General features: G+C 39.4%; 7 protein-coding genes. 5 read left to right on the forward strand and 2 right to left on the reverse strand.

Annotated features, from left to right (window positions below; all coding sequences use genetic code 11):
- The first annotated feature begins 352 nt into the window (after positions 1-352).
- Positions 353-2,890: a type II CAAX prenyl endopeptidase Rce1 family protein gene (locus tag H6G41_RS23175; protein ID WP_190749026.1), complete on the forward strand. Its 2,538-nt coding sequence runs from the start codon at positions 353-355 to the stop codon at positions 2,888-2,890.
- 213 nt (positions 2,891-3,103) lie between these two features.
- Here H6G41_RS23175 and H6G41_RS23180 read toward each other — a convergent pair whose 3' ends face one another.
- Both H6G41_RS23180 and H6G41_RS23185 read right to left on the reverse strand, forming a co-directional pair.
- Entirely contained in the window at positions 3,104-4,147 is a 1,044-nt protein-coding gene (locus H6G41_RS23180) for an adenosine deaminase (RefSeq protein WP_190749028.1), read from the reverse strand.
- 195 nt (positions 4,148-4,342) lie between these two features.
- A complete protein-coding gene (locus H6G41_RS23185; protein ID WP_190749030.1) occupies positions 4,343-6,877 on the reverse strand; it encodes a PAS domain S-box protein in 2,535 nt (844 codons plus the stop codon).
- 734 nt (positions 6,878-7,611) lie between these two features.
- On the opposite strand from H6G41_RS23185, the gene H6G41_RS23190 reads away from it, so the two are divergent.
- From H6G41_RS23190 to H6G41_RS23205, 4 genes are all read left to right on the forward strand, one after another.
- The gene (locus H6G41_RS23190) at positions 7,612-8,955 is read left to right on the forward strand and encodes an adenylosuccinate synthase (protein WP_190749032.1); all 1,344 of its coding nucleotides are present in this window, start codon (positions 7,612-7,614) and stop codon (positions 8,953-8,955) included.
- 217 nt (positions 8,956-9,172) lie between these two features.
- A complete protein-coding gene (gene rplY, locus H6G41_RS23195; protein WP_190749034.1) occupies positions 9,173-9,469 on the forward strand; it encodes a 50S ribosomal protein L25 in 297 nt (98 codons plus the stop codon).
- A 429-nt stretch (positions 9,470-9,898) separates the two neighbouring features.
- A complete protein-coding gene (locus tag H6G41_RS23200) occupies positions 9,899-11,440 on the forward strand; it encodes an AAA family ATPase (protein ID WP_190749036.1) in 1,542 nt (513 codons plus the stop codon).
- Positions 11,441-11,456: 16 nt separating this feature from the next.
- Complete coding sequence (locus tag H6G41_RS23205) at positions 11,457-11,960, forward strand: hypothetical protein (protein WP_190749038.1); 504 nt, start codon at positions 11,457-11,459, stop codon at positions 11,958-11,960.
- Positions 11,961-12,026: the final 66 nt, after the last annotated feature.

Genomic DNA, 12,026 nt, shown 5'->3' on the forward strand with positions numbered 1-12,026 from the left:
CGGATTCAGAGTCCTATGAAAATGATGGGGATGGTTGACGGTTGACGGTTGACTGTTGACTGTTGACTGTTGACTGTTGACTGTTGACTGTTGACTAGATCATGAAGTAATTGAGTATTCTGGGGAAACGATAGAAAAAGCGATCGCTCATTTCTATTAGCGGAGGCTGCCCTGATGGTAAGCTCTTTACAGAATGCAAAACTTGTACTGACCTTGTGGAATTATTCAAAATTCAACATAAATATAGCGTTAGAGTTTCAGTGATTTGCTCAGTGTTACAGAAGAATAAGACGCAACTATAAATGCGCGATTTAGAGTAAGATTATCGAGAAATGCAACTTTTTGTGTGTATATGAATCGGCGTGGATTAAATCGCAAAACCAGGCTCGGATTTATCAAATTTTTATTGCTAGCATTCATCGCTTTAATTGCTGTGTGGCAACTCTCCCCAAGATTAACTCAAGCCGCCGAAAAACAAAGTAATTACGCAATACATATTCGCCAAAATTTTAATCAATCTGCTTTTTATCCTCTAACCCAAATTCCCTCAGCACAAGTTTATAAACCCATAGCAGATTGGGTAGGCAGATTAATTTTACCAACCAAAAAAGAATTACAAGATGGCCAGGATTGGGTATGGATGGAAGTGCAATATGCACCACCTAACGCCAAAAATTTGCTAGGTAAAATTGTGCGTTTACAGTGGAAGAATAATCCAGATGTTCTGAATTATGTTCAAGCTGTCACGCAAGAGATAAATTTCACTCCTGAAGTAATTCAAAGTCAACAAAAAGGAAACATCCATCCTTCCAGGTTGAATGGAGTAGGTCAGGTAGGCGTTTTACGTTCTCTCGCTGGTGCTAATCCTGATGATGAGGCAATTGTTGCTTTAGATTCTACTACCAATATCGCGATAAACGATAAAACAAATATTTTGCAAATTGAGCATGAACCTATTTTAGTAACTGGGAGATTTTATGGCTTAGTCAAAATACTTAATCCTGCGAAAAATATTGATATTGATATCAATATTTTAGCTTCCCCAAACAAGCAGGCAAATGATTATTTTTTAGTCCAACACTATAACCCTAGTTCAAATAAATTTGATGGTCTACAAGAAACTATTCGTATTCCTCAACAAACAATCGATCAAAGAAATTTTGCTCCTTCCAGCGTGCAACAAATTGAAAATTCACCTGCGGGTAAAGATGGGTGGTATATTTATGGTGCTCAAGATGCTAAGGGTATATTTACAGTAGGCGCACTTGCACCTCGTTCTTTGTTGCAAATTCAACCCCGTCAAATCATTAATAGCAAGCAATTAGCAATCAATTATATTAAAGCTATAAATTGGCGCAATACTGAAGAAAATAAAGGTCAATTTCATACTGTATTGTTAGATTCAACCAATAAGCCCAATCAATCCATATTACAATGGCAAGCAGGCGATCGCGCGATCGCACTCCATTTGTTCGGGGGAATTGGCGGACGTAAAGCTGAATCTTTGGGAATACCTTATACTGTCACTGGACATTTTGCTTTTGGCATCACAGAAGTGATTCGCGACGAATTTACTCAAGAATTACGCTTCGAGACTAAATATTTTCAAATTTATACCCATAATCCCGATGGCATTATTGCCGCCAAGCATACATGGGCCGATTATATGGGTAATTTATATCGTGGCTGGTTAGCAACTCGTCCAGTATCAGATATTCTCATCAAATTCCCACCTGTAACCCAAGATTACAATTTTGATGGCATTCAAATTTCCCCTTTAAAAGAATTCCAGCAACAATTACAAGTCACAATGGCGCGTTATCGAGTTGGCGATGGTACTGGTGGGGCAGTGGTATCACCTGCTACTTCATGTATTCAAGACTCCAGCCAAGCACTTTTTGCTGCTATCCTCGCAATTAAAAACCAAGTAGCGACAAATAATCAAATTCAAACTTGGTTAAAAGCAAACTCCAACCACCCCCAAGCATTACGCTTTCAACAACTAATTAAATTAGGCGAATCTCTAGATAGACAATTAGCACCTTTGGGGATAGTTCGTGCTGATTGGCAAAATCAAGCTGGTATACTAGCGGCTACAGAAAGAGACAAGACAAGGAAAGTATTTCAAGATAATAGTGTTTGGGCTGGTTTAACAACATGGCGAACAATTATGCCCAGACAAGCACATGAAGACTTGGCCACAATATTTTTAAAACATGGGGCGATAATGCAAGTATTGCGAACCAATCAAGTGGGTGGTTGGCAAGCTGATATTACACCTATTGCACCGACAATATTTTTAGGAAAAATTCTGATTCCCTTTTCCGATATCGCACCACTGTCAATTCTGTTAAATCGCTTTTTAGCCTCATTAACAATTCCTACACATCAAGATTGGTTAGTCATTGTTTTAATGTTACTAATTTATAGTATTATTGCCATACCTTACGGCTGGAAATCTAAGTTTTTAAATATAGAAATTTGGTCGGCAAGCTGGATTAATAAAATCTTATTAATATTGCGTTGTTTATTTGCACCCGCGCTAGTAGAAGAACTCATTTTTCGTGTTTTATTGATTCCCCATCCTAGTGAACATACCAATTGGTTTGGATGGAATTTGTGGGCAATGGTAAGTTTATTATTATTTATTGTTTACCATCCATTCAATGCTAAAACTTTTTTTAAAGCTGGATATCCCACCTTTTTTAAACGTGATTTTTTGACTTTAGCTTCCTTGTTAGGAATTATCTGTAATCTTGCCTATATGCTCACAGGATCTTTATGGGTTATAGTTTGTATTCACTGGGTTGTAGTTGTCGTTTGGCTAATCATTTTTGGTGGGATATCTAAGTTAGGTAATCATCAAAAATTGCAAAAATCTCGCGTTTAAATATTTTGGTTTTAGTCCAATAAAGTTCAGTTAAGCATTGATTGTTTCTATTTCTTCTTCTCTCTACGTTCTACCCGTTCGGAAAGTGGCTGCGCGTCTCATACGTCTTAGCAGTTCATTAAAAAATTGACTTTAACGCCCGCCTATTTGGGACATAGGGCATTGGTAGCTTTTTCCATGCCCCATACTCCATGACCTATGCCCACTAAGAGCTTAATCTCTCATTGCCAAAACTTTTGGGAGTTCAGGTTTTAGCAATTCGTTGAGTAAGGATACAGGACGTTCGCCGTGAGGCCAAGCAAAAGCATGGCGAAACGCAGCATCTTGACAAGCTTGCAACTGTTTAAAGTTAATAATGTCGTATGTTAAAAGATTTTCATACTCAAATGGCAGACGTACATTGTGTAACCCGGCGTTATCAGTACAGATAGCAATATCTACCCCAACTTCAAAACAGCGGTCAAAAACTAACTTCAGTTGCCGTATATCTTTTAAAGTCCCAGTTTTTAGGTATGTTGTCGGACAAACCTCTAAACATTGTCCCCTTTTCGCCACATCTGGTAGTAATTCAGGATGCAGTAAGGGTATTTGAATTCCGTGACCAATCCGCTTGAGATAAGGTAAGAGTTCGGTGTAACAACCGGCTGTGGTTTCGTAAAGATGTCCTGTAGTGTTAATACCTAGAGAGCAAGCATACTCATACAGGCTAATCCATTCTTCCATGCGCTCAGCATAGTAGCTATCACCTCCAGCGATATCTACTGCACAAACATACTGTTTGCTTTGCGCCGCTAAGTCAACAATTGCTTTATTAACTTCATAAGGTAGACGCGAGTGCATACAGAGAATTTGGCTAGTTACAATAGGATACTCTTCTAACTGACTAGCACGCCCAACAACTTCAACAATTTCTGCCATCTTATCAATTCTGGCGGATTGAGTTAGATGTTCTGGTGTTCGCAGATAGGGGGTGTAGCGCAGTTCTAAATAAGCCAAATTTTCAAATATATAAGCACCCCGCAATAAGCGATAGATAAAGTAAGGTAAGGTTTCTACAGTCTGTACACTTTCTACTAGGGTATGCAACTCTAAATATTCATCTAGGGTATTGCGCGGCCTGGTATAAAAGTCTTCAAATTCTGGATAGTTCGCAAATCGGGAAATTAACTCTGATGCATGTCTCTCGAAATATCGCCATAACACACGAGGTACAACCGAACCGCCCAGATGCCGATGCAATTCAGCGTATAAAGCCATAATGGTGTTTTCCGGAGAAATTTTAATAATCTTAACAATAGGATAGCGAAAAAAATCTTTGTCTGTAGGAATATTCGTAAAGGTATTGTTAATTTATGACATTGGATATGGGGCATGGGGCATTGGGCATGGGAAAGAGTTATTAGTCTTCCTTGTCCTCCTTGTCTTTCTTATCCAGCCTGGTGATGAGTATTTTTATTGAGGAATGTTAATTGCACTAATTGCTTGTAATAATTCGTTGACAGTGCAGGGTTTGGATAGAAATGTTCTGACGCCTATGTTAGCGATTTCTCTTTTATTGTGATTTGATAACAGTCCGCTCATGACAATGATTTTGATGTGGGGATTAATTTCTTTGAGATGGCGCATAGCGATCGCACCATCCATTGCTGGCATCATCATATCTAGCAGTACTATACTTATTTGCTGTTGGTACTGAGCGTAAATTGCTACTGCTTCTTCTCCATTACTAGCAGTTAAAACTCGATAATTATATGTTTCTAAGGATGATTTGGTAATTTGCCGAATTCCTGCTTCATCATCTACTAGCAAGATTAATTCACCATTACCTGTAGTTATGTCCAATTCTTTTGTCTGGACTTGGGGAGTGCGTTCGTCTTTGAGGTTGCCGTAGGCATCGCCTACCGCAGGTAAGTAAACTTTAAATGTGGTACCTTTGCCGATTTCACTATCAACCTGCACAAAACCATTGTGGTTTTTAATAATACCTAATGTGGTAGAAAGTCCTAAGCCTGTACCTTTACCTAGGTCTTTAGTAGTAAAAAATGGTTCAAAAATTCGCTCTTGAATTTCTGGCGACATACCTACGCCTGTATCAATAACAGAAATAGCCACATAGCAACCTGCTTGAGCATGAATATTTTCTGCGATCGCTACATTCTCTAATAAAATTTTCAATGTACCGCCCAATGGCATGGCATCACGGGCATTAACTACCAAGTTCATTAATATCTGATGTAGTTGGGTGATATTTCCTGATACATACCAGATATTTTCTGCTACTTCTACATCACAAATAATAGATTTAGGAAAAGTTTGGTTGACAATTTGCTCAATTTCGTGAATTAAATGCCTAACTTGGACAATTGTGCGTTTACTTTCAATACCGCGTGCAAAAGATAAAACTTGTTTGAGCAAATTAGCGCCGCGTTTAACATTATTTTCGAGAGTTTGCAGTACTTTCTGACTCTGTTGATCGGGCAATTTCATCTGCAATAACTCAACTGACATTAACACTGGTGCAAGGACATTGTTCAAGTCGTGAGCAATTCCCCCAGCCAGAGTTCCAATACTTTCAAGGCGTTGCGATCGCAAAAGTTGGGCTTCTAGTTGTCTTTTTTGAGTGATTTCTGTACTGACACTGAGGATAGATTTTGGCTGATTTTTGTCATCGCGCATCAGTGTCCAGCGGCTTTCAACGATAATTTCCTCACCATTTTTTGTGATCTGCTGTAATTCGCCACGCCATTCTCCTTTATGGATGACTTGAAAAAAGGCATCTTGTAGCTGTGGTGAAGTATTTTTATATAAAAGCTCGACAATATTTTTACCTAAAGCTTCATCGCTTTTCCAGCCATAAAGCCTTTCTGCACCTTGATTCCAAAATAATATTTGATTGTCGATATTTCTTACTAAAATTGCATCAGTTGCTACATCTAAAAGTGCTGCTTGCTCGCTGATTTTTTGTTGTGCTTGCTGGCGCTGGGTAATATCTCGCGTCACCGCCAAATGTAGAAATTTACCATCAGTTTCATTACGCAGTGGTACAGCATGAGTTTCCAGCCAGCGACGAGTACCTTTAAATCCCACAACCTCATACTCTAAAGTACCTTTTTCACCTTGACAAACACGCTGATGTAGTTCTGCAAAAGCTTCTCTATATTCAGGTGCGATCGCGCCATCAATTGGTTTACCAATCAGGCTTTCCGCCGTTTCTACCTCCAACATCCCTAGTCCGCAAGCATTAATTTCTAGCAGCGTTCCATCTCTACCTATTAACTTGATACATTCCGGTTCTGCATCTATAATTGCTCGCAGGCGATTTTCACTTTGGCGTAAATCTAGTTCTGTGTGCTGAAGTTTGTTGACATAACGCCACAATAAATCATATAACAAAGCAACTATTAATAAATCGATAAAAGCAGCTAAGAAAAATATGGTAATTGATTTGTTAACGTTTCCTTGTGATTTTTGATTTTGCTGTTGTAATATGTTTTTTTCTGCTGATATATTTTTCTCAATTAATTGTTTAATATCCTCAGTGAGTGAATGCTGTTCATGAAATAAAAATAAAGGACGCACAGCGTCTAAGCCTCGGTTTTGAATAACAGAAATTTCTGCTTGCAGAATGTTGAGTTTTTCGGTAATTTTTTCTGCTAGCAAAGAAATTAGCTGCTGATTTCCCCCCGTCTGATTTAAATGCTTTAGAACTTCGAGATTGCTATTTGTCTGTTCTTTTGCTTGCAAGTAAGCTGCTAAATCATCAGTACTTGCTGTCAGTAAGTATTTACGCTGAGCAATTTCCGCATTCTGCAATATGGAATTAAGGGTAGCAAATTGCATCATAACTTGCTGGGATGATATCGCCGATTGCTGATTGTGTATCAGCTTCATCGTGGTGCTATAGGAAACTACAGCATTAGTAAATAAAACTGCCAAGACTAAAATAAATAATGCTCTCAGCTTTTGAATGACAGACCATTTCATCATGCGATCGCCCTTTATGTGGCAGATATCACCTATTAGTTAAAATTCCAGATTAAAAACAAACACTTACCATAATTTGAGCTTCCGGGCAACAGTAGTAACACAAGAAAATCTCTGCTATCTACCAATAAATAGACTCACATAGTTAATAGTTAGAAAAATTCTTAACTATACCTATTTAAGGTAATTGGGAGACCCAAAATTTACTAAAAAAGTTCCTTTTAAGAGCTAAGAATAATTTACATAGCAACTTTATGTCTTTTAAAAATGACATTTTAGCTACATTTACTCCCATAAATATATTTTTTTAACAAAAATTACTTTTTACCAAAGATTACTTTGCAATAACTATATTTGGCTTGTAAAAATTGCTATATATAATATTTGGTTACACTTAATTGTTGCCGATAAAAATTAAAATAAAAATGCAATAAATCCAGTTGCTAAAGATTTTGGTTAAAAATTACACTAACCAACCAAGCAAGCAAGAATGTACTGCCATGTTCTTATTTAGGAAACTGGAAAATAATTTAACTCAGGTGTCGAATACAACCACTTAACAAAATCTCTATTCTCTGTCACCTGTCAACCGTTAACCATCAACAACTATGCTAACTGAGTAGCTTTGAGTCGGCTGTTAATTTTGTTTTTATAACTATTCTTTAATCTGCTTGACATAAATTACATAGTATGTTGATAATTATTGTTTGTGGAAACTTTACCTATAATATAAAAGCTTGGCTAACGTCATTGTCATAGGTGCCCAGTGGGGCGATGAAGGAAAAGGTAAAATAACTGACTTACTCAGCCGCTCCGCAGATGTTGTTGTCCGTTATCAAGGGGGCGTCAACGCCGGACACACAATTGTAGTAAAAGATCAGACTTTTAAACTACATTTGATTCCTTCTGGGATTTTGTATCCAGATACCGAATGTATTATCGGCTGTGGTACAGTTATCGACCCGAAAGTTTTGATAGCAGAACTCGAGCAGCTAGAAAGCTTAAATATTTCTACGAAAAATCTGCTAATTTCTGAGACAGCCCACGTTACCATGCCTTATCATCGATTGATTGACCAGGCATCGGAAGAGCGACGAGGAAGTCATAAAATCGGCACTACTGGCAGAGGCATTGGCCCCACCTATGCTGACAAATCTGAGCGCACAGGTATTCGGGTTCTAGACTTGATGGACCCGCAAGGGTTACGCGATCAGCTAGAGTGGACGATTAATTATAAAAACGCAATATTAGAAAAGCTTTACAACCTGCCACCCCTAAACCCAGAAGAAGTAATTCAAGAATATCTGGGGTATGCAGAACGCTTACGTCCTTATGTTGTTGACAGTTCGCTCAAAATCTATGATGCGATTCTCCGACGACGGAATATTTTGTTTGAAGGCGCACAAGGAACACTCCTAGACCTAGATCACGGTACTTATCCTTACGTCACCTCCTCCAATCCAGTAGCCGGGGGGGCTTGCGTTGGCACAGGATTAGGGCCGACAATGATTGACCGGGTAATTGGGGTGTCGAAAGCCTACACAACAAGAGTTGGGGAAGGGCCTTTTCCAACCGAACTACAAGGTGAATTAGGTGAATTGTTGTGCGATCGCGGTGCAGAATTTGGTACAACTACTGGCAGGAAGCGTCGCTGCGGTTGGTTTGATGCTGTAATCGGTCGCTATGCTGTCCGCATTAACGGTATGGACTGTATCGCCATTACCAAACTAGATGTCCTCGATGAATTAGAGGAAATCAACGTTTGTATCGCCTATGAAATTGACGGCGAACGCTGCGAACACTTCCCCACCAGTTCGCGTCTATTCGCCCGGTGTCGTCCCATCTACAAAACCTTACCAGGCTGGCAAGTATCCACCAGTCACTGCCGCACCTTGGAAGACTTGCCCAAGCAAGCATTGGACTATCTGAAATTCTTAGCTGAATTGATGGAAGTCCCGATCGCGATCGTCTCCTTAGGAGCTAGCCGCGATCAAACCATAATTGTAGAAGACCCAATTCATGGGCCTAAACGTGCTTTGTTACATCCTGACGGCACACCTGTATCCTTAATTAGCGCTTAGCGCTAGTTATGAGGCGATTTCACAGAAAAGAATATATCAAGCGTTTGGCTTCAACTGCGCTCAGCCAACCTAGCACCCTACCCTACGGGAACGACCACGTCGAACGACTTCGCTCAGGGTGCGATCGCATTGGTAAAATTATTTTCTGGAAATCTCCTAAATCATCAGTCATCAACAACTGACAACTGACAACTAACAACTCACAACCTGTATTTGTATGGCTATCACAGTCGAATCGAAAAAGCGCCCAGAAGGTACCAAGGCAAACGCTTTGCGCCGTTCTGGATTAATTCCTGCCAATTTGTACGGACACAAAGGTGCCGAATCCATTTCTCTCGTAGTTGATGCTAAAGCAGTTGAGCGTCTGCTCAAGCAAGCTGCTGTCAACAAAACAGAAGTTGAACTCAGCATTCCTGAACTTGAATGGACTGGTAAAACCGTAATCAGAGAAGTTCAATCCCATCCAGCAAAAGGCACAACTTACCACATTAGCTTTTTTGCTGCTAAAGCTTAATTACAGAAGATTATTCGTCTTCGTTGTAACTTAAAGTTGGAAATAATTAGCAATCGAGCCAGGGGTAACACCCTGGTTTTTTGTTAAGCTATCAACGGTCACTAATTTACAAATACAAAGTTTATCTGTATTCATCAACGGTTATTCCATCTAAATCAGATGCGTAGGTTGGGTTGAACGAAGTGAAACCCAACATATACAAGGCTTTGGGGTGTTGGGTTTCGTTCCTCAACCCAACCTACATTTGTAGCGATCATTCTTCAAATTGGTATTATTTCTATATTTGCCAATTCTGGGGGTATATTTATTTTTTGGTATTCCTCAATATCGAGAGTCAAAATTATCCATGCTGATAAATGCCAATGATTTGAGATAATTATCAGCATTTATTTGTATTCATCAACGGTTATTCAATCTAAATCAGAAATTATGACAGAAGCGACTATTCCCGCCTTGATTCAGCAAATGTTGCAGCCTGGGTTTTATCCTCATGCAGTCGTAGAACCAATTGAACTGATTCAAACTCACGGTTCTTATGTACTGCTGACAGGTGATTATGTTTATAAACTGAAAAAGCCTGTAAATTTTGGCTTTTTAGACTACTCCACCTTAGAAAAGCGGCAACATTTTTGTCATGAAGAATTGCGGTTAAATCAGCGCGGCGCTGGAGAACTATATTTAGAAGTTTTACCCATAACTTTAGTTGGCGAGCAATACCATCTCGGCGGAACCGAGGAAGCTGTAGAATATGTGCTGAAAATGCGCCAATTTCCTCAAGAAGCTTTATTAAGTAGCTTATTTGCCCAAGGTAAGTTAAATGAAGCAGATTTTGAGGAATTAGGAAAAGTTGTCGCCCAATATCATGCCAAAACTGAAACAAATGATTATATCCGCAGTTTTGGGGAAGTACCAAAAGTTCGCGAGGCTTTTGACGAAAATTATGAGCAAACCGAAAAATATATCGGCGGGCCTCAGACTCAGCTACAGTTTGATGAAACTAAAGCCTACACTGAGCGTTTTTTTGCAGAACGCGGCGAATTATTTGCCAATAGAATCCAAAATAACTATATTCGCGAATGTCATGGAGATTTACATTTAAGAAATATTGCTTTATTGCATGACAAAATCATGCTATTCGATTGCATTGAATTTAATGAACCGTTTCGCTTTGTCGATGTCATGTTTGATATCGCCTATGCGGTGATGGATTTAGAAGCACAACAGCGTCCAGACTTGAGTAATGCTTATTTAAATACTTATGTAGAGCAAACTGGCGATTGGGAAGGGTTACAAATTTTACCTATATATTTAATCCGTCAGTCATACGTCAGAGCAAAAGTAACTTCCTTTTTATTAGACGATCCTGGTGTACCCCCAGCCGTTAAGGAAGAAGCTGCAAAAACCGCAGCTAAATATTACACCCTGGCTTGGAATTACACTAAACCCAAACAAGGACAACTAATTTTAATGTCTGGTTTATCTGGTTCTGGTAAAAGTACGACAGCAAGATATTTAGCTCGTCAACTAGGTGCAATTCATATTCGCTCAGACGCAGCGCGCAAACATCTAGCCGGAATTCCCTTATTAGAACGGGGTGGAGATGAAATCTATACACCAGAGATGACCCAAAAAACTTATGCTCGACTGTTGGAATTAGGAATTATACTGGCTAATCAAGGTTTTTATGTAATTCTGGATGCTAAGTATGACCGACAAGATTTACGCCAAGCAGCAATTAACCAAGCTAATAACCATCAAATACCCCTGCAAATCGTACAATGTACAGCGCCTCTAGAAGTTGTACAAGAGCGTTTGCATAACCGGACTGGGGATATTGCTGATGCTACCGTTGATTTATTGGCTTCTCAGCTTAAACAATTTGAACAATTTACGGATGCGGAAAAACCCTACGTTAAGATTTGGGATACAACTCAGCCACTAGAGGCACAATTAACACTAATCACTAGCTAATAGGCTTGTTGATGTTATGGCACAGAAAAAAGAATTTTTGAATCTTTCGTCTAGTTTCCTATCACAGCTGATATTTGGGTTAATTTTAACCATTGTATTATCGATGACAGGGTCTTCATTAGCCCTAAGCATCTTTTTAGGAATCATCGGCGCTTTCACCTTAGGCTGGATCACAGCCGCAGGTAAAAATAGCGCCCAAACCCAGTCTGTAGACTCTTCCGAAGGTATTGATGCAGCCTTGAAATATTGGTTATTGTTCCTAATCGGCTTTAGCTGGTTAGGTTATCCAGCACATATGAGTATCTTATTGGGCGCTTTAGGTGCTATAGGTGGGGGCTGGATGATTGCTTGGTGGAAAAGCACTGAAGAAACTAGAACTCAATTACCAATGGAATCGACGGAAGAGGCTGTAGAAGAACAAGCAAGCAGTAGAAGTACTGTTAAGCGCAGACGAAAAAATACCAGGCGATTCCGTCGTACACCGGGAGGGGGTATTAATTTGAGATTTTGGGAAAGGTAAGATTTGTCATTGGTCATTTGTCATTGGTCATTTTTATTTACCCTAGCCCCTAGCCCCTAGCCTCTA

It is taken from the genome of Tolypothrix sp. FACHB-123, assembly GCF_014697075.1.
GTDB lineage: Bacteria > Cyanobacteriota > Cyanobacteriia > Cyanobacteriales > Nostocaceae > Aulosira.

Bases quoted from the DNA above. Each gene is read 5' to 3' on its own strand.
- H6G41_RS23175 (WP_190749026.1), top strand. From the start codon at position 353: ATGAATCGGCGTGGATTAAATCGCAAAACCAGGCTCGGATTTATCAAA.
- H6G41_RS23185 (WP_190749030.1), bottom strand. From the start codon at position 6,877: ATGATGAAATGGTCTGTCATTCAAAAGCTGAGAGCATTATTTATTTTA.
- rplY (WP_190749034.1), top strand. From the start codon at position 9,173: ATGGCTATCACAGTCGAATCGAAAAAGCGCCCAGAAGGTACCAAGGCA.
- H6G41_RS23205 (WP_190749038.1), top strand. From the start codon at position 11,457: ATGGCACAGAAAAAAGAATTTTTGAATCTTTCGTCTAGTTTCCTATCA.
- H6G41_RS23200 (WP_190749036.1), top strand. From the start codon at position 9,899: ATGACAGAAGCGACTATTCCCGCCTTGATTCAGCAAATGTTGCAGCCT.
- H6G41_RS23180 (WP_190749028.1), bottom strand. From the start codon at position 4,147: ATGGCTTTATACGCTGAATTGCATCGGCATCTGGGCGGTTCGGTTGTA.